We start from the raw sequence: 18,341 nt of genomic DNA, 5'->3' as shown, positions 1-18,341 counted from the left end.
AAAACTGACATATATGTGTCACATATGCTTGAAAATAGGAGAAATAAAACGTAGGATCGGGTAATTAGATATACCAATCCACCTAGGAATCAGCATGAGCCAGAAGAAATTAGTAAAGCAGCTATTAAAAAAGCTTGATAAATTAGAGTCCGATAGAGAAAAGCTCATAGACAAGCTTGGAAAAGCACTGGATAGGTTAGATAAAAAAGTAGCTACCAAAAAAGCTCCGGCCAAGAAAGCTGTGACAAAAAAGGTTCCTGCGAAGAAGGCTCCCGTAAAGAAAGTCGCCGCCAAAAAGACGCCCACGAAGAAAGCGCCTGCTAAAAAAGCTGCCTCCAAAAAGTCTGCTCCTCCACAGCCATCAAATACAAATGAAGCAAGCTAATGGGCCAAAAAGGCAAAGATAAACTAGAGCGATCTAGCTATGATGATCAACTTCGTTTATTGCAAATTGAGTTGGTTAAGCTACAAAATAGTTTAATAAGCAAAGGTGATCAAATATTGGTCATTCTTGAGGGCCGTGATACGGCAGGCAAGGATGGCACTATTAAAGTCATCACTCAACACTTAAGCCCTAGAGAAACTCGCGTGGTTGCACTTGGCAAACCATCTGATAGCGAATCTGCTGAATGGTACTTTCAAAGATATGTAGCAGAACTACCCAAGAAAGGTGACTTTGTTCTATTCAATCGCAGTTGGTACAACCGTGCTGGCGTTGAGAAGGTCATGAATTTCTGTACCAAGCCGCAATATGCCAACTTTATGGGAACCGTAAATGAGTTTGAGTCCATCTTGGCCAGCTCAGGCATGACTATTCTTAAATATTATTTAGATATCTCTAAAAAGGAACAGGCTGCTCGTCTTGCAGATAGAGCTAAGGATCCACTCAAGCAATGGAAGATTAGCCCGATTGATCAGCAAGCGCAGAAATATTGGAATGCCTATAGCAAGTGTAGAAATGACATGCTAGAAAAAACTAGCCCTAAGGATGTACCCTGGATCATCGTGAAAGCGAACGATAAAAAAGTTGCTCATCTCAACATGATTCAAGATCTGCTATCAAGAGTCACGTATCCTGGCAAAGATAAAAACTTGCTGAAGGCTAACAAAGATATTGTCTTCACGTGGGACGGCAATCTATCTAAGCTCGAAAAATAAGCCTTCAGAAAACCTCTGGAACATACATTTCAGGCGGTACTGGCCCACGTAGATAGTCTGGATTGTGCACGCGCTTTGGCAAAGTAATCTCTGGGTGATCAATCTCTTGATAGGGAATTTGATTCAATAAATGCGTAATGCAGTTGAGACGTGCTTTTTTCTTATCATTGGCGGCGACCACCCACCAAGGAGCCTCAGGAATGTGCGTACGTTCAAGCATGGTTTCTTTGGCCTTTGTATAAGCCTCCCAAAGCCTTCTTGCTTCCAGGTCCATTGGGCTTAACTTCCACTGCTTTAACGGATCATGAATACGCATCATGAAGCGGTTATATTGCTCGTCATCTGAGATAGAGAACCAGTACTTGATCAAGATAACGCCTGAACTAATCATCATGCGCTCAAGGTCAGGAACTGTTCTTAGAAATTCTTCGTACTCATCATCAGTACAAAAACCCATTACCCTCTCAACGCCAGCACGGTTGTACCAACTTCTATCAAATAAAACGATCTCGCCGCCAGCAGGCAACTGGGATATATATCTTTGAAAGTACCACTGTGTTTTCTCGCGCTCGTTTGGCGCAGGTAGGGCAACCACTTTGCATACACGCGGGTTAAGTCTCTGAGTGATTCGCTTGATCGCGCCGCCCTTACCTGCAGAATCACGACCTTCAAATAAGACTGCAACTTTGAGTTTATTGGCTACAACCCAGTCTTGGAGCTTAACTAATTCACCCTGAAGTCTAAAAAGCTCACGAAAGTAGACATTACGTGGAATTTGAGAGCTCTCGCTTCCATCGTGCGATAGACGATCATCATCGAGCTCCATTTCAAGCTCCTCGTCCATGCTATCCAGAATCTCTTCTTGGGCACGGCGATACCAGTCGGCCATTTCGTTATGCTTCGATGTCATTGGTTTACGCTCCTAGACTAGATTTATAGCTAGAAATGATGACACATTTATTACATCAGCCGAGGATTGCCTTTTATATGAGCAGAGATAGCCTCCTGGCTGTGCAATGCCAGCCACTTTCGGTCACTCGATGCATCTGGACTGGCCCCTGAGGGTGGTAAAAAGACCAGTTCTACTATCAGCTTTCGATCTTTCAGGATCCTATTCATGGATTCGAGCAAGCCCATATCACCCACAAATGCCGGCGCCTCACTTCTGTCACCAGATAACAAAGATCTATAGGTAATTGCCAAGGAATAGACTGGCGCCTGAGCAATAACAGCCGATTCAAATAAATTAGGCTTGAATGGCAGGACGCCCTCACCTATTGTGGATGTACCCTCCGGAAAAATGCAGACAGACTCAGCTTTAAGCACATCACTCACTTCGTTAGCAACATGCCTTCCATGACGAGCGCTATCACGCCTGATAAATACCGTACCCAATTGTTTCGCCATCCATCCAAATATAGGCCAGCCCTCTACATCAGATTTTGCAACAAATCGAATAGGCTTAAACGCATTAATAGCGTGAATATCCATCCAAGAGATATGGTTTGATGCCAGCAGATAGGGGGTGGCAGGAAGAATTTCTGCATTTTTGAGTCTTAATTCAACACCAAAAATAGATAGCAACCTTTTTGACCACTTTTGAATATGCCTATTTTTGACCTCCTGAGTGGCAAATGGGAACTGAAAAGACAAAGTAGCTAATCCGCCAATCACATGACCCCACACTAAAACCCACGAGAATGCAGAAGCCCAATATTGAAACGGGGGCTGTTTGAGGTATTTACTTAGACTCATACGTTATAGGAATATAAAACACATTCGGAAAATGCTACGTCGTCATAAAACTGACTTGGAACTGTCATTCTAGTTTCATACTCAGTAGGCTTAATACTGTTTCATGATGCATTACAAAGCCATCTGGATTTCAGACGTACACCTAGGAACATCAGGGTGTCAGGCAGACTACCTTCTGGATTTCTTAAAACACAACGAAGCAGATAAATTTTACCTAGTTGGTGACATTATTGATGGCTGGAGACTGAAAAAATCTTTCTACTGGCCTCAATCGCATAATGATGTAGTACAAAAACTCTTGCGTAAGGCACGCAAGGGAACCGAAGTCATCTATGTTCCCGGAAATCATGATGAAAGCGCCAGACAATTCTTTGGAATGTCTTTTGGTGATGTCAAGGTAGTTGAAGAGGTAATTCATACAACAGTAGATGGCAGAAAACTATGGGTCACCCATGGTGATCAGTTTGATGGCGTGATGCAATACGCCAAGTGGCTTGCATACGTTGGTGATAACCTCTATTCGCTTATTCTTTATATAAACCGTTACTTTAATATGGTCCGCGCCAAGATGGGTCTGCAGTATTGGTCGCTATCGCAATACCTTAAACACCAAGTAAAGAATGCCGTCAGTTATATCGCAGACTTTGAGCACATTATGGCCAGAGAAGCACGTCTACGTGGTTGTGATGGGGTTGTATGCGGACATATTCACAAAGCAGAAATTCGCGAGATTGATGGCTTGTTGTATTGCAACGATGGTGATTGGGTCGAGAGCCTTACCGCACTAGTTGAAACACAAACAGGTGAACTCAAAATTATTCACTGGACACAGATCAAGGGTGAGCCAGTTGAGTCACCTCAAATCACTCTTCAACCCGCTATCGAATCACTCATCAAAGAGGCTGCGCTATGAAAATTATGATCATTACGGATGCATGGGATCCACAAGTAAACGGTGTTGTCCGCACCCTAAAACAAACCCGCGCTGAATTAACCGCAATGGGGCATCAAGTAGAGATGATTACACCAACAGGTTTTAAATCCATCCCCTGCCCAACCTACCCGGATATTGCTCTCTCACTCTTTCCAGGAAAAGAAGTTGCTCGTCGCATTAAAGAATTTGCACCGGATGCAATGCATATTGCCACTGAAGGCCCACTAGGTTTATCAGCTCGCGCCTATGCAGTAAAGAATCGCCTGCCATTCTCTACCGCTTATCACACACGCTTCCCTGAATACGTCAAAGCGCGTACCGGCATCCCTTTGGCAATTACTTATGCATTTATTCGGTGGTTCCATGGCCCATCAATGGCTGTGATGGCGCCAACCATTGTGGTTAAAGATGATCTTGAAAAATACGGCCTCAAGAATGTGGTCTTGTGGTCAAGAGGCGTTGATCTGGATATTTTTAAGATGCAAGATTCAAAGGCATTGAATACTGCGCATCCCATTTTTTTATACGTGGGCAGAGTTGCTGTTGAGAAAAACATCAATGCATTTTTAGAAATTGATTTACCAGGTTCAAAGTGGGTGGTAGGAGATGGTCCAGCGATGGCTGGAATCAAAGAAAAATATCCAGAAGTGAACTATCTGGGAGTTCTTCAGCAGCATGAGTTAGCAAAAGTGTATGCAGCAGCAGATGTATTTGTATTTCCTAGCAAAACCGATACTTTTGGCCTGGTTTTACTCGAGGCTATGGCATGTGGTACTCCAGTGGCAGCCTACCCAGTGACCGGCCCGATTGATGTGCTGGGTAACTCCAATTCAGGCGCCATGAACGAAGACTTGCGTGAGGCTTGTATGCAGGCCCTGAAAATTCCTCGTGAAGTAGCACGTGCACATGCTGAGAAATTCTCCTGGAGAGCGGCCTCAGAGCAATTTGCCAATCACCTTAAGCCCGTACCAACAACAGAAGTTCATGTAACAGCACTAGCCTAAAGAAAAACGTATCTTGAACTCTCCATATCACATAGATCAGAACCCCCATAAGGGCAATCGAGGCCTTGCCAGAGCATGGCATGCAGCCAAGAACTCTTGGTGTGGTTTGGTTTATGCATTTATGGAAGAAAGTGCGTTTAGACAAGAGCTGACTTTATTTGCCTTGCTAACACCAGTCGCCCTCTTGTTGCCGATCACCCTGCTAGAAAAGTCATTACTAGTTTCCTCGTTGATGATGGTGCTTGTTATTGAACTATTAAATTCCAGTGTGGAAGCGGCGATCGATCGCATCTCATTCGAACATCATGACCTCTCTAAAAGAGCGAAAGATTTTGGTAGTGCCGCTGTCATGCTTGCTCTATTTGTAGCTGCTCTACTCTGGGCCGCAGTCTGCATCCCCCTACTTCTAACACTTTAATCATCCACTAAGGCCAGTTATGTCTGACATCCCTAATCCAATTGGTTCATTTGAGATCTTTTCCCCTAAAAAGGTCAAAGCCTTAAAAGGAATCAAGCCAAATCCCCTTAAAAAACTCACCAAAAAGTTGGCTAAGAAGCTGTTTGGCAAAAAATTTGTCACTACATCCAGAGCTGAGCTCAGAGAAATAGCTCCTGCTCCTGCGATTCAGATTGATAAGCCTAAAAAACCGGCATTTCAAATTGTTTGGGCAAGCACACCGGGCGAGGTTAAAGAGGCACAAAGATTACGCTATAAAGTATTCGCTGAAGAAATGGGCGCCAATCTCCCAAAGAACGTCGAAGGCTTAGATGTAGATGAGTTTGACTCTTATTGCGATCATTTATTGATTCGCGATCAAGATAGCCTGAAAGTAGTTGGCACCTATCGCGTACTGCCTCCACATAAGGCACAAGAAATCGGTCGCCTCTATTCTGATTCCGAATTCGATCTATCCCGCATTGATCACCTACGTCCTAAATTGGTTGAGCTCGGTAGGTCTTGTGTTCACCAAGACTATCGCTCAGGAGCCGTCATCATGGCGCTATGGAGCGGCTTGGCTCAGTATATGCAAAAGAATGGCTATGAAATTATGCTTGGCTGCGCTAGCATCCCCATGGCTGATGGAGGTCACTTTGCAGCGAGCTTCTACAACTCCCTAGGCAATGATCAAATGGCGCCAACGGAGTTCCATGCCTTCCCGCGTTTACCTTTGCCTTTAGATAAATTAAATGGCGGCTTAGATGTACAGCCTCCACCGTTAATCAAGGGCTACTTGAAGCTTGGCGCCAAAATTTGTAGCGCCCCAGCTTGGGATCCAGATTTCAATACAGCCGACTTATTGACAATGCTCCGTCTCTCAGAAATCAACCCGCGTTACGCAAAGCATTTCTTGGGTTTATAAGTCAAGAGCATTAATTGCAAGACAAAAGCCACTTCGTATTGAAGTGGCTTTTTTATTCTGAAATGCACATCTACTTAAAGCTAACTTGGTAGGAGCGCCCTACCCTTTCCCATTCTGCCGCCTCTTTCAGGAGGCTAAATTCAGTCAAAGGATGCTCAGCAACCCATTCCTTGGAAAGGCTAACTAAATACGAGCCAGCATGTTCAGAAACTTTTACCTTCGGAAAGTTGGTGTCATTGCGGCCGCGACACAGCACTTGAGCAAGTCGCAAACAAAAAAGCATGCGCCAGTCTTCAAAGCTAACATTATTCGCTAGCTTGCCTAGTTTGCCAGTATGTCCAATCAGCAAGGCGGCAAGCCTAGCCTGATCATTCTTAGAGAACCCAGGCATATCTGCATTGCCCGCTATATAAGCAGAATGCTTGTGATAGCCATTGTGAGAGATTGATAAGCCGATTTCATGTAGGTTGGCAGCCCACTGCAATAGGGCAATATTATCAGCTCTACTCTCTGATTCTGGCTTTGGTAATTGCTGCAAAAAATCAGCAGCTAATTTACCAACCCGATCTGCCTGCTCTCGATCAACGATATAGCGTTGCATAAATTGCTCTACAGTCACATATCGCATATCGTGATGTTGCGATCGACCAAGTAAGTCATATAAGACACCGCTACGCAATGCAGCGTCCGTTACTTCCATCTCTTCAATGCCCAATTCATCGAATGCTGCCAACATAATTGCTAAACCGCCTGGCCACACAGATCTTCTATCATCCTTCAGACCCTCTAGCTCCACTTGATTTACATGTTCATACTTGAGAAGGTGTTTTTTGAGATTCTTAAGGCCTTCACGGGTAATCATTCCGCTTGAGCTATTGACGCGGCCCATTGTTAAGCCGTCGCCACTGCCATTGAAATGATTATTTCCAATGAGATCAGCTAAAGCTCTAGCGGTACCGGAAGAGCCGATAACCTGCTTCCAGCCGCTTCTTAAATACGCGCCAGAAATAACCTGTATTTCACGGCGAGCTGCCAACTCAGCCTCCTTAAAGGCATGAGCATCAATATTTCCCTTAGGGAAAAATCGCATACTGTGAGATACGCAGCCGATATAAAGGCTTTCCATCAACTTAGGCTCATAGCCTTTGCCGATAATAAATTCAGTAGAACCACCGCCAATATCAATCACCAATCTATTACCCTGTACAGCCTGAACCTCATGCGCCGCTCCGATATAAATCAGCCGTGCCTCCTCAACCCCAGCAATGACTTCAATCGGGAACCCTAGAGCTACTTGCGCATCTTCTATAAATTGTTGGGAATTTTTGGCAACGCGCAAAGTATTCGTTGCGACCGCTCGAACATTGGCAGGATCAAAGCCGCGAATGCGCTCTCCAAAGCGCCGAATAGCAATCAAACCCCGTTGATAGGCATCATTACCAAGCAATTTATTTTCAGTCAGACCAGCAGCCAAGCGGACTGTCTCACGCAAGGTATCTATAGGACGTAACTGAGTGCCTGATGGGGTGTTTACTGCTTGAGCCACCAGCATGCGAAAACTATTCGATCCTAAATCGACCGCAGCAACAAGGTCTTCTGAATGAACTAAAGGATCTACGGGATTGCCGGCCAAAATATTCCCCAAAAATGGAATGCTGTATCAATTGTGTCTATTTTATGTAAAAACCGTGACACATTGATGAAAATGCTAGCAAGCCTTTGTGGCCGGGAATAAGAGCTCTGATTAGGCTGCTAAGTTTTGCTCTGAACTGGAACAATCACGATTGCCAAAGCTACATAAGATGCAGCAATCACCAGACTTTGGCTTCAAAATAGCACTACAGGTGCGGCAACGATATAAGTGCTGAGAAGAGCCCTGCTCAATCTGAATAGCCTCTGAAGCTTGGCAATAAGGGCAGGTAACGATAGATTCTAAAAATGCAGCGTTTGTATTCACAACGCAATACTGAACCAAAAATATTTCAATATTGTGTCAATACATATAAATAGCTTAATCCGTTGTACTAGGGCTCCAGAATGCCTGAGTCACGAACTCTTGATCAGCAATCTTAGCAATCAACTGATCCATTTCATCTCCATCAACAGCCGATGCAGTTAAAACAGCCTGTATTTCCACATCATCACTTCCAAATTGATGCACCTCAACGTCTTGGGTTTGATACCCTGCTTCTTCTAGCGTCTTAATAAATTGCTTTAAGGCATGCTTTTGAGCATGCTTAGGGGTGATGATATATACCGAATTGGTCACCTCAACCGAGATGGTATCTAGTGGCTGACGATTGATAAAAGTCACCACAGGTCGCAAAAGAGTATTAGCAGCCAAAATAAATAAAGTCGCCAATCCGGACTCCAAAATTAGATCTGCACCAGCACAGGCACCCACCGCTCCTGAGGCCCATAAGGTGGCCGCCGTATTAATCCCACGAACATTACCTTCCTCGCGCATGATGACGCCAGCACCTAAAAAGCCAATGCCAGAGACAACATAAGCCATTACATGCACAGCCCCATCATGACCCGTCAGACGATTTCCAGCATCAACAAAAATCGCAGCGCCAATAGCTACCAGAATATTAGTTCTTAAGCCTGCAGTTCGTTGGCGATACTGACGCTCTAGACCAATTAAACCGCCAAAGAAAAAAGCCGCAGTCAGACTGATTGTGGTATCAGTTAACGACGCGTAATTAATGTTGCTAACAAACTCCATAGGACTAGTATTTATTTAGAGCCAAGACCTAATGACTCTACCATTACTTTGAATACCTCGGTGTTATCCATGAAACCCTTGAATTTATCTGCCCCCGGACCCATAGCATTCAGAACGGCATCATCTGCTGTGTGCACCCCAGACTCTTGGTGCGAGGGCAGATTTCCGCCCACATGAATCGCATCCTCCTGAAGTTGGAGATATTTTGGATTGGCTACATATTTACCGGAATCATCTTTAACGGCAGGAACAAAAGTGCCACCCAGTTTTGGATGTAAGGTCTCATAATGATCTGGGTAGTTGCCATAAAAAAATGCGATGCGTTTAGATACATCGATCTTATTTGGATAACCCTGGATATCCGCTTTTGGGTAGTTTGGGTAGCCTGCCTCAGCATAGGTGCCCACCTTTTCACGCAATGGGCCCGGCTTATCGTCGTGCACCACCCCGCTAATGGATCCGCTATGGGTGTGATCGGGCGTTACGATGATCAAGGTATCCGGATGCGTTTTAGCAAAATCTTTAGCAATCTGCACGGCGTTACTCAACATGATGGTGTCGAATGCCGCCCGCTCCCAATCGAGAGGATGGTTGAACTTATCAATTAATGCTGCCTCAACCATCAAGAAAAATCCATTAGGATTTCTAGATAGCACATCAATGGCAGACTGCGTCATCTCTGTTAAATCTGGCTGATTAGGGTATTGCTCAACCGTATTCTTTTTCAAATACAGGCGATCCAGTGATCCATCCATATTGTCCGGATGAAAGACGCCAAATAACTTTTTAGTCGTCTTATTTTCAGACGCAGAAATCAACTCCTGCTTGGTAAAGGCCAACTGATAACCATCAGACTTAAAACTGTCTACCAAATTCTTTTCATCTTTACGTTTTGAACCCTTGGTGGATTGCGGATAAAAATAGGCTGACCCTCCACCGAGAATGACTTCTGCACCGCTAGATAGTAGTTGATCAGCGATATATTGTTTGTCTGCCCTGCGTCTTGTATGAGAAACCATAGCGCCTGGCGTTGCATCTTCTAGTTCAGCATCAGAAACGATACCTATCGCCATCTTGGTATTGCGCTTGATGAGCTCTGCAATCGTTTCCACATTGGGATGTGCGAGATTATCACTGGCCCGGGATACATAGACTCCCATGGCATTTACTGCTGTCTTATGCCCCGTTGTATATGCACTCATAGAGTTGGCAGAGTCTGTAATAAGGGAATCAGACCCCGATGTCCCAATCATGGCAGTATTTGGCATATCGTCAAAGGCTAATCGACCTTGATACTTGCCCTCCTGAATACCTTTGGATAAAACTCTAGCAGTTGTTCGATTAGCAATCGTCATCCCATCACCAATAAATAGAATCACATTCTTAACACGGCGAGGACCCGTTGCGTAAACATCCCAGGTTACCTGTAATTTCTCTTGGGGTGCTCGAGCGATGATTTGATATTTACCAGCTTTTGATAGCTGAACATCCCTAAATAGAAAGGAGCTACCTCTACCATTTTCATTTGAAATGAACTCTGGTTTGGCGCCAATGGTTTTATTGATTGGTGAGCCGTTAAGTTCGATAAGAACCTCTTCAGGAGTGGTAACGGCATTGAATTCAACCTTGATATCGAACTTAGAACCCGCCAATATAGAGGCTTGATCGATTGGATAAATTGCTGCAGCTTGCGCTAGTCCAGCAAAGCTACCCAAGAAGATAAGAAATGTAGTTCTCAGAAATGGTAATGTATTCATGGGATAAATAGTGAACAAGATAGGTCAAATTAGACTATCTCCCAATCAAATGACAATTTGATGACCGCCCGACAGCACTCTAATTCAGAGCATTCATGCCTTGGCTGCCTTAAGTCTTCCACTCTTAACGGCCTTACGGAACAGCTCAAAGTCATGCTCATTTTGCTTTGCATAAGACCTGGCAAATGAATACATGGCCGCACCAAACTCTTTTTCCTCACCACAATACCCAGCAATCTCAGCTGCATCGCCAGAACGGGCATGCCCAAGAGCTAGTGCCCAGCCATACAATTTGGAATAATCTGCAAAATTCTTTAAAGAAACTCCGCCTGAGCCAATCGGTATACCGCCTTTCATATCACGTAATTGACGTAGATAAAACCCCTGGCTTTTATCAATATCAAATTGCATAGAGCCGTAATTCAAAAAGATATCTGGGGCACCTTGGAGCAATCTCTGACCAGCCACGACGCGCTGGCCCATATCACGATAGATTGATTCACCCAAATACGGACTCAAGACAGATTTTTGGGCTTCCTTGTATTGCAAGAATAAGGGATCGCTTTCACTATCACCCTCAAAATAAAAAACCATGCAATTAGTCCCCACACTTCCAACCCCAACTATCTTGCGTGCAAAATCCTTCAAAACATAGCGCTCAAACAGAATCTTGCGATCAGCCAGCAAGGTGCTTGAATAATTCAGTAAAGCCTTATCAATGAGTGTACTCAAAGGATGGCCAAAAGCATTCTTTTTGAAATGCTCAATTAAGGGGGCCTTATTGATAATCTTTCTATCTTTGCCAACAAGAGTGGTGAGTTTTTGTAAGACCTGCACATTTCCCTGCCCTTTAGTCTGCCTTAAGTAAGCGTCGATTTGCTTTTGGTGATCTTTATTAAAATGCTTGCGAATATTTGTATCGCTAATGAATTCTTGTGCCAAATCTAAATAGGGCATCTTTGCATATTGAAGCATCCGCTTTTGATATTCAGCGCAAATGCGTAACACTATTTTTTTGCTTAATGCTTTATCGCCACCATTGCTTTCACATGCAATCACCGCACTAGCAACAAGACGCTTCAGATCCCACTCCCAACTACCGGGCAGAGTTTCGTCAAAGTCATTGATGCCAAATACCAGACGATGTTCTGCAGTTCCAAACAGGCCAAAATTAGAAACATGCATATCTCCACACAGCTGAACTGTAATATTGGTATATGGCTGATTGGCTAAGTCTTGAGCCATGATCGCAGCACCACCACGGTAAAAAGCAAAAGGTGACTGCAACATTCGTTCGTAACGAATTGGAATCAAGGACTCAATGCGAGTCTTGGCTTGATTCTCAAGAATTGTGATGGGATGAATCCGATGTGGTGGTGGCGTATAGATACCCTGCTGAGCAAAGCTCACCACCTTACGCAAGGCCTTGCCATCTGCCATACGCTTTTTGATGCTAGGTCTTGGATTGCTAAAGGACTCTACCGACCTAAGTACAGCAAATTTAGGCTTCTTCTGTGGGTGCATGGGCTACCTGGGTAATGAATATACCCACCCATATTAAAGCTATTTCAAAAACAGGTCTAACTATGAATTCAGGAAATTTAGCTTCTTCTGAATGCCTACCGGCAGAGTCGAGAACCAAACACTATCGTCCCCGACCGCAGGTAATATTTGGCCATATTCGATCATTTGACAGGGAATAATTTCATCAATATATGCCCAAATCTGATGACCCGCCAATCCAGAGACGCTCTGAATGGCTACCTCAAGCTCAACGAGAAGTTGTTTTTTCATTTGCTCACCTCTACCGCTGCGGATTTGCCCGCTTAAAAAAAGGTGGGGTTCATCAAGAAGAACGCCACCAATAAAACAATCATGCGGATCCAATTGCTTAAAAATGACTTGGGCAAAGTAAGCCTCAGCACCAGTGACATCAGCATGAATTTTAGTAATTGCTTTAGCAATAGTAAATTTTTGATGAGTTGTGAGCGAGATTCCGGCGTAATTGATGCTATATGTAGCCATAGTGAGGTATACCTGTGAATACTTTAGTCACAATGTTGATGAATAGAATGAAGCTCATCTTTAATTTGCAAATGATCCAATTTATCAATTGGAAGATCAAGCAATAACTCGATGCGATTTCTCAAACCCATCTCAACTTTTCTAAACGCACCCCACATTTCTTGATCGGTACCAGTAACAGCACCTGGGTCCATAAAGCCCCAATGTGCAGTTGTAGGATGGCCGGGCCAATAAGGGCACTCTTCACCTGCAGCAGAATCACAAACGGTAATAATGAAATCCATATGTGGCGCATCATGCCTACCAAACTCATCCCAAGACTTACTTCTAAGCAATTCGAGAGGGTATCCCATCTCTCTAGCGAGTTTCAAAGCAATCGGATGTACAAATTTCTTTGGATTCGAGCCCGCTGAGTACCCTATAAAACGACCATGACTAAGAGTGGTTGCAAGTGCTTCAGCAAGAATGGATCGAGCTGAATTACCGGTACACAGAAATAAAATATTGTAAGAATGAGTCATCAATCAATAGCCATTAAAGAACACTAATTAAATAATTTCATCTAAGCGTAGTGAGAATCTTTTATCGAGTACAAATTGATCGATCTTTGGGTCTACCAAATCTCTACTGGCTTGCATTTCATTATTGACGGATTTGAAATTCGCATTTCCCTGAACTTCATTCCGAAATACATCAGATAGGTATTTTGTTAAATCTGCATTCATAGGGTTTTCGCTTTCTAGTAAATCATCGATATCGCTATCCTATGGCTTGTATATTTCAATTCTATTAAAGCGTTTAAAAAAGAAAAACCCAGCATAGGCTGGGTGTAAAGGAAGAGCGGTACAGATTTGTCTTGGTCAGAAACTTTCTGACCCATTAAAGATATTAGTGCTTTGTTACAAAGAAATGACCAGATTATGAAAATAAAATTAACTACCAAGACGATGGGAAGCGTAACGACTTGCATAAGCTAAGCGTGCTTCGTACCAGACTTGCCAAATTGCTAATAAAGTTTTTTTCATATAAATCTCTATGATGAAAGATTAATTGGGACATTTTTATTTTGTAAAAATGCCATTGGTTTAACAATTGAATTATTTACCGTCGAAGTGACAAGGTGAAGGCGCTTTTGTGACCGATTGACACAGCTGCGATACACTCCGACTTATATAAACACTTATCCAACAAGGAAATTCAGATGTTTGATTGGGATCTCTACAGCACTATTGCCCTCAGATTAGCCCTGGCCCTCTTTGTTGGATCTGTGCTCGGCCTAAACCGCTGGCTGCACCATAAATCTGCCGGAATTCGGACCCACTCTTTGGTAGCCATTGGCTCAGCCACGGCTGTTATGCTTATCAGCGACTTTGTGAAGGATGATGCGCAGTCTGTTAGCCGTGTTCTTCAAGGGCTTATTACCGGCCTTGGCTTCCTGGGTGCCGGTGTCATTATTCGGGAGCAGCGCTCACAGCGAGTCCACGGGCTAACTACAGCAGCAAGCCTTTGGGCTTGCGCCCTGATTGGGGCGGCATTTGGGGCTGGGCAATTTGCGCTTGGGGGATTCTCTTTGGGTGCAATATTGCTCACCTTACTGATTGGCGGTCCTATGGAGCGGTTGTTTGCCAGGCTAAATGGGGTTAGGCGTAGCTCCGAGATCTCGAATGAGCCTGACTGAAATCCATTAAAACAGTCAAAAAATAGATTTTTGTCATATTACTTTGCTAGGATTGCACATCCCAACAATGACAAGCATATGCCATGAGTGATTATCGATATGAAGACGCAGTGAAACAGCTGCAAGAAACTGGTGCTATTGGGCTGGTTGACCTTAAAAGCCTTCCACATGAAGATCTAGTTGAGTTGCTTGAAGAGATTAAGGTTTGGTGCCTATACGCAAGCGGAAAGGCGGAAAAGCTGACCAAAGAATCCAAGAAGAAGAAGAAAAAGAAGAAAGACTAGATTTAAAGGGTTAAACGCTCTTTAGGAAAGCGCAGCGTAAAAGTGCTGCCTTTGCCGGGCATGCTTTCTATTAATAACTGAGCTTGATGACGACTTGCAATATGCTTGACGATTGCCAAGCCTAGGCCGGTACCACCCGTATCACGAGAACGACTTCTGTCCACTCGATAAAAACGCTCCGTCAGCCTTGCAAGGTGCTCTGAGGCAATCCCGGGGCCAGTATCTGTAACAGAAAATTCACCCTGCCCTTGTGCATTAGCGCACCACCTTACATGAATTGAACCTGCATCTGGCGTGTAGCGAATTGCATTTGAAACTAAATTACTAAATGCTGAGAGTATTTCTCTTTCCTCACCCAACAAGCATTGCTTATCAGCAACCTCAAAACTAAAGCTATGCTTTCCTTGGGATAAAGCCTCAGCATCATTTCTCAGCAATGCCATCAAAGTTTCAGTATTGATCTTGTTCATTGCAGCTGGCAATGAATTTGCCTCCAAATTTGCTAGCGTCAACAGGTCCTCAACCAAACTTTTCATACGGTGCGCCTGGGACATCATCATGTCAAAATATTGATCGCGTTGACTCTTCTCGAGATCCAGGGTTTGAACGGTCTCTAGAAATCCCATTAAGACGGTAATAGGGGTTCTCATCTCATGGGATACGTTAGCAACGAAATCGCGCCTCATAGAATCTGCTTTTTGCAGATCGGTCACGTTTTGCACCAACAACAAATTACGTTGATTTCCAAATGGAAATGCTTGCACCATTAAGCTAAAGCTACTGTCTGGCCCCATTCGCTCTAAAAGTAATGGCTCTTCAAAATGACGTCTGCTTAAATATTGAATAAATTCTGGGCGACGAATAAGAAAATTAATCCGTTGCATGACATCACGCTTATAGTTCAGGCCAAAGAAACTTTCTGCAATTGAATTGCACCACTCAATATGATCGCTTTCATCAAGCATCACGATGCCATTAGGAGATGCTTGGAAGGCCTCTATAAAGTGCTCATGCTGCTGCTCAATAATGCGCATTCTCTGCTTTAAGCTTTTTACCAAACGCTGCAGCTTAAAAAAAATCTCTTCCCAAAAACCACTAGGCAAAGGCATGCTCTCAACGGTATCTGACTGAATATTCTTTAATAGGCGCGCTAGATTGATGTAAGAGTAAATCAAAGGAATGGACATTAGGGCAATACTTATAAAAATAGCCCATTGAGCACCCCATGTATAGAAGGCGGTAAATGAAGCTATCAAAACAAAGCATGCAAAGACAATGTAGCGCGAGATGGCAGAAATCATGGTGCAATCTTAGACCATCTTAAGGAGAGCCCTGAAATAGCCTTAAAAGCCTTAAAAATAGGCCCTAGGATTCAGTTGGTATCTTGGTGATGCGGTAGCCGCTACCTCGAACTGTCTCAATAAATCGATCGCAGTCAAAAGGGCTTAATGCAGCCCTTAAGCGTTTGATGTGAACGTCCACAGTGCGCTCTTCGATATAGACCTCATTGCCCCATACTTTATCGAGCAAATTTGTACGTGAATGCACTCGTTCTGGGTTAGCCATGAAGTACTGAAGAAGTCTATATTCAGTAGGGCCAAGGGATATTGGCTTTGGCTCAGAATTAGGCCAAACTGCTAAGACTCTGTGGGAGCTGGGATCTAACTTTAGTGGGCCAACCGTGAGGGGACCAGTATCGTCAACGGCGGTCTGTCTTCGCAGTAGCGCTCTAACCCTAGCAATCAGCTCCTTGGGCGAGAATGGCTTGGTGACATAATCATCGGCCCCGGAATCTAAACCCAAGACTTTATCTACCTCTTCACTTTTAGCAGTCAACATCAGGATTGGTAGTCCCCTTGTACGATCATTTGCTCTTAATTCTTTGGCAAACTGTACGCCGGACTTTCCAGGAAGCATCCAGTCCAAAATAACCAAGTTCGGCAAGCGCTCTTTCATCATGCCCAAGGCTATATCAGCCTGCATGGCCTTTTCAACTTCGTAACCAGCATGAGTTAGATTAATTGCAATTAACTCTGCAATTGATGGCTCATCTTCAACTATTAGTATGCGGTGAGTCATGTTCAGGCGCTGGTTTACTGCTTATTGGCTTCGCGCACCAAGTCTTCATGCGGAATATGACGCACATCGGACCCTTTTGCGATGTAAATCACGAATTCTGCAATATTCTTAGCGTGATCGCCAATACGTTCGATAGCCTTAGCAATCGTTAACATATCTAATCCAGTGCTGATAATGTGCGGATCTTCAGACATATAAGTAATTAACTTACGAACAAAGCCTCTGAATTCCTCATCAATTTGACGATCTTCCGCAACCACCTCTGCAGCGGCTACAGTGTCTAGCCTTGCAAATGCATCTAAGCTACGACGCAATAGATTAATGGCCATTTGCCCTGATAGACGAATTTCGGCAACGTTAATATTGTGTGGGGTACCAGACTCAATTAAACGCTTAGTGCGCTTGGCAACGCGCTCCGCCTCATCGCCCGCTCGCTCCAAATTCGTAATCGCTTTAGATACCGCCATTACCAAACGAAGATCTCGCGCAGTTGGTTGACGACGCGCAATTACTTCAGTGCAAGCTAAATCAATTTGGATCTCAAGATCATTTACAAGCTTTTCGTTTTCAATCACGATGTTGCAGGTATCAAGATCCATTTGCGTGAATGCACGCATAGCTGTGGAAATTTGAGACTCAACCAATCCACCCATTTCAAGCAATCGGCTTGAAAGCGAATTAAGATCGGCATCAAATTGTGAGGATAGGTGTTTATCTGGCATTTTGTATCTCCAATTAACCGAAGCGGCCGGTGATGTAGTCTTCTGTTTCTTTACGCTTAGGCTTGATAAAGATTTCGTCTGTTTTACCATACTCGACCAAACTACCAAGGTACATATAAGCAGTGTAGTCGGATACGCGGGCTGCCTGTTGCATATTGTGAGTAACGATAGCAATGGTGTACTCATGCTTTAGCTCATTGATCAGCTCTTCGATTTTTCCAGTCGAAATTGGATCCAAAGCAGAAGTTGGCTCATCGAGCAAAATGACTGATGGCTTGACTGCAACACCACGAGCGATACACAAACGTTGTTGTTGACCGCCAGAGAGAGATAAACCACTTTGGTTTAACTTGTCTTTTGCTTCAGTCCATAGAGCAGCTTTATTCAAAGCCCATTCAACACGCTCATCCATTTCCGAACGAGAGAGTTTTTCATAGAGGCGCACACCAAAAGCAATGTTTTCATAGATCGACATTGGAAATGGGGTTGGTTTTTGGAAAACCATACCAATACGTGAACGAAGCAGGTTCAAGTCCTGCCCTGGCTCCAAAATATTCTGGCCATAGAAATTGATTTCACCTTCAGCACGTTGCCCTGGATAGAGGTCGTACATACGATTCAAGGTACGTAGTAATGTGGATTTGCCGCAGCCTGAAGGGCCAATGAATGCTGTCACTTTACCCTGCTCAATATCCAGATTAATATTCTTGAGGCCCTGGAAAGCACCGTAAAAGAAATTCAGATTTCTGACTTCAAGGGCATTAATTGCTGCCTGTTCTGAATGTTGATTTGTTGTTTCCACTTTACCCCCTTGACCATCAATCTTATTTAAGTCAAACATAGTTTTCATATTACT

Annotated in this window: 22 protein-coding genes; 8 read left to right on the top strand and 14 right to left on the bottom strand. The window is 43.9% G+C overall.

Going from position 1 to position 18,341, the window contains the following annotated elements; genetic code table 11:
• The first annotated feature begins 94 nt into the window (after positions 1–94).
• Positions 95–385 carry a serine/threonine protein kinase gene (locus ICE90_RS07860; protein ID WP_216191855.1) on the top strand — a complete coding sequence of 97 codons (291 nt, stop codon included), beginning with the start codon at positions 95–97 and terminating at the stop codon, positions 383–385.
• Entirely contained in the window at positions 385–1,158 is a 774-nt protein-coding gene (gene ppk2, locus ICE90_RS07855) for a polyphosphate kinase 2 (RefSeq protein ID WP_216191853.1), read from the top strand. Before ICE90_RS07860 ends, ppk2 (ICE90_RS07855) begins: the two co-directional genes overlap by 1 nt.
• Positions 1,159–1,162: 4 nt before the next feature.
• Here ppk2 (ICE90_RS07855) and ppk2 (ICE90_RS07850) read toward each other — a convergent pair whose 3' ends face one another.
• Positions 1,163–2,068, bottom strand: coding sequence for a polyphosphate kinase 2 (gene ppk2, locus ICE90_RS07850; RefSeq protein ID WP_216154868.1), 906 nt, complete (start codon positions 2,066–2,068; stop codon positions 1,163–1,165).
• Positions 2,069–2,118: 50 nt separating this feature from the next.
• A complete protein-coding gene (locus ICE90_RS07845) occupies positions 2,119–2,913 on the bottom strand; it encodes a 1-acyl-sn-glycerol-3-phosphate acyltransferase (RefSeq protein ID WP_216191851.1) in 795 nt (264 codons plus the stop codon).
• Positions 2,914–3,016: 103 nt separating this feature from the next.
• Between ICE90_RS07845 and ICE90_RS07840 the strand changes: the two genes are divergently transcribed.
• The 4 genes from ICE90_RS07840 to ICE90_RS07825 are packed head-to-tail and all read left to right on the top strand — an operon-like array spanning position 3,017 to position 6,212.
• Entirely contained in the window at positions 3,017–3,826 is an 810-nt protein-coding gene (locus tag ICE90_RS07840) for a UDP-2,3-diacylglucosamine diphosphatase (RefSeq protein WP_370623812.1), read from the top strand.
• Positions 3,823–4,851: a glycosyltransferase family 1 protein gene (locus ICE90_RS07835; protein WP_215320225.1), complete on the top strand. Its 1,029-nt coding sequence runs from the start codon at positions 3,823–3,825 to the stop codon at positions 4,849–4,851. Before ICE90_RS07840 ends, ICE90_RS07835 begins: the two co-directional genes overlap by 4 nt.
• A 13-nt stretch (positions 4,852–4,864) precedes the next feature.
• A complete protein-coding gene (locus tag ICE90_RS07830; RefSeq protein ID WP_216154865.1) occupies positions 4,865–5,269 on the top strand; it encodes a diacylglycerol kinase in 405 nt (134 codons plus the stop codon).
• Positions 5,270–5,288: 19 nt separating this feature from the next.
• A complete protein-coding gene (locus tag ICE90_RS07825; protein WP_216863863.1) occupies positions 5,289–6,212 on the top strand; it encodes a GNAT family N-acetyltransferase in 924 nt (307 codons plus the stop codon).
• A gap of 70 nt (positions 6,213–6,282) precedes the next feature.
• Here the strand turns inward: ICE90_RS07825 and ppx are convergent, their stop codons facing one another.
• The 8 genes from ppx to ICE90_RS07785 all read right to left on the bottom strand — a co-directional run bounded on the left by ppx (position 6,283) and on the right by ICE90_RS07785 (position 13,447).
• Positions 6,283–7,845, bottom strand: coding sequence for an exopolyphosphatase (gene ppx / locus ICE90_RS07820; RefSeq protein ID WP_216191849.1), 1,563 nt, complete (start codon positions 7,843–7,845; stop codon positions 6,283–6,285).
• 111 nt (positions 7,846–7,956) lie between these two features.
• Positions 7,957–8,169, bottom strand: coding sequence for a GDCCVxC domain-containing (seleno)protein (locus ICE90_RS07815; RefSeq protein ID WP_215320231.1), 213 nt, complete (start codon positions 8,167–8,169; stop codon positions 7,957–7,959).
• Positions 8,170–8,223: 54 nt separating this feature from the next.
• The gene (locus ICE90_RS07810; protein ID WP_216154863.1) at positions 8,224–8,940 is read right to left on the bottom strand and encodes an MgtC/SapB family protein; all 717 of its coding nucleotides are present in this window, start codon (positions 8,938–8,940) and stop codon (positions 8,224–8,226) included.
• A gap of 11 nt (positions 8,941–8,951) precedes the next feature.
• Positions 8,952–10,697, bottom strand: a complete 1,746-nt coding sequence (locus tag ICE90_RS07805; RefSeq protein ID WP_216191846.1) for an alkaline phosphatase — start codon at positions 10,695–10,697, stop codon at positions 8,952–8,954.
• 93 nt (positions 10,698–10,790) lie between these two features.
• Positions 10,791–12,221: a DUF2252 domain-containing protein gene (locus tag ICE90_RS07800; RefSeq protein ID WP_216191845.1), complete on the bottom strand. Its 1,431-nt coding sequence runs from the start codon at positions 12,219–12,221 to the stop codon at positions 10,791–10,793.
• A 60-nt stretch (positions 12,222–12,281) separates the two neighbouring features.
• Positions 12,282–12,722, bottom strand: a complete 441-nt coding sequence (locus tag ICE90_RS07795; protein WP_215320239.1) for a tautomerase family protein — start codon at positions 12,720–12,722, stop codon at positions 12,282–12,284.
• 23 nt (positions 12,723–12,745) lie between these two features.
• On the bottom strand, positions 12,746–13,243 hold the full coding sequence (locus ICE90_RS07790) for an arsenate reductase ArsC (RefSeq protein ID WP_215320241.1): 498 nt from the start codon (positions 13,241–13,243) through the stop codon (positions 12,746–12,748).
• Positions 13,244–13,270: 27 nt separating this feature from the next.
• Entirely contained in the window at positions 13,271–13,447 is a 177-nt protein-coding gene (locus ICE90_RS07785) for a hypothetical protein (RefSeq protein WP_215320244.1), read from the bottom strand.
• Between the two features lie 476 nt (positions 13,448–13,923).
• On the opposite strand from ICE90_RS07785, the gene ICE90_RS07780 reads away from it, so the two are divergent.
• On the top strand, positions 13,924–14,400 hold the full coding sequence (locus ICE90_RS07780; protein WP_216154853.1) for an MgtC/SapB family protein: 477 nt from the start codon (positions 13,924–13,926) through the stop codon (positions 14,398–14,400).
• Between the two features lie 83 nt (positions 14,401–14,483).
• Entirely contained in the window at positions 14,484–14,684 is a 201-nt protein-coding gene (locus ICE90_RS07775) for a hypothetical protein (protein ID WP_215320248.1), read from the top strand.
• A 2-nt stretch (positions 14,685–14,686) separates the two neighbouring features.
• On the opposite strand, the gene phoR is transcribed toward ICE90_RS07775, so the two are convergent.
• The 4 genes from phoR to pstB form a co-directional block, all read right to left on the bottom strand.
• Complete coding sequence (phoR, locus tag ICE90_RS07770) at positions 14,687–15,985, bottom strand: phosphate regulon sensor histidine kinase PhoR (protein WP_216191843.1); 1,299 nt, start codon at positions 15,983–15,985, stop codon at positions 14,687–14,689.
• Positions 15,986–16,049: 64 nt separating this feature from the next.
• The gene (gene phoB, locus ICE90_RS07765) at positions 16,050–16,763 is read right to left on the bottom strand and encodes a phosphate regulon transcriptional regulator PhoB (RefSeq protein WP_215320251.1); all 714 of its coding nucleotides are present in this window, start codon (positions 16,761–16,763) and stop codon (positions 16,050–16,052) included.
• Between the two features lie 14 nt (positions 16,764–16,777).
• Positions 16,778–17,485 carry a phosphate signaling complex protein PhoU gene (gene phoU, locus ICE90_RS07760; protein ID WP_215320253.1) on the bottom strand — a complete coding sequence of 236 codons (708 nt, stop codon included), beginning with the start codon at positions 17,483–17,485 and terminating at the stop codon, positions 16,778–16,780.
• Between the two features lie 13 nt (positions 17,486–17,498).
• The gene (gene pstB, locus ICE90_RS07755; protein ID WP_223146584.1) at positions 17,499–18,335 is read right to left on the bottom strand and encodes a phosphate ABC transporter ATP-binding protein PstB; all 837 of its coding nucleotides are present in this window, start codon (positions 18,333–18,335) and stop codon (positions 17,499–17,501) included.
• Between the last annotated feature and the right edge of the window lie 6 nt (positions 18,336–18,341).

This window comes from Polynucleobacter sp. AP-RePozz3-80-G7 (genome assembly GCF_018882145.1).
Taxonomy (GTDB): Bacteria; Pseudomonadota; Gammaproteobacteria; order Burkholderiales; family Burkholderiaceae; genus Polynucleobacter.
Note: the sequence above shows the minus strand (reverse complement) of the source record. Positions and strands in the feature narration are given on the sequence as shown.